Origin of the sequence: Burkholderia sp. Bp9016 (assembly GCF_003857765.1) — a bacterium.
GTDB lineage: Bacteria > Pseudomonadota > Gammaproteobacteria > Burkholderiales > Burkholderiaceae > Burkholderia.
On the sequence record NZ_QTPY01000105.1, the window covers coordinates 1 to 250 of the forward strand.

General features: G+C 49.2%; 1 rRNA gene. It reads right to left on the reverse strand.

What is annotated here, in order from left to right:
* Positions 1-188: 188 nt before the first annotated feature.
* Positions 189-250: ribosomal RNA gene (locus tag DIE13_RS32650) — 16S ribosomal RNA — on the reverse strand; the annotation flags it as partial.

A 250-nucleotide genomic window follows, 5' to 3' on the forward strand; every position in this document is an offset into this window, starting at 1 on the left:
AAGACGTATCACTCTGACTGGCTCAATCGCCAATGACAAAGACTCGAACAACGCTTCGTTCGAATGCTTGTCATTGATGATTATCGAAAGCGGCCGGCATTATAGCCGATAAAACCGCCAACAGACAGTCTTTCTGTCTTTATCAACAGCCGATAAGCGTGAGCGCTCAACTTTGCGAGAAGCTCTGGAAAGGAGGTGATCCAGCCGCACCTTCCGATACGGCTACCTTGTTACGACTTCACCCCAGTCA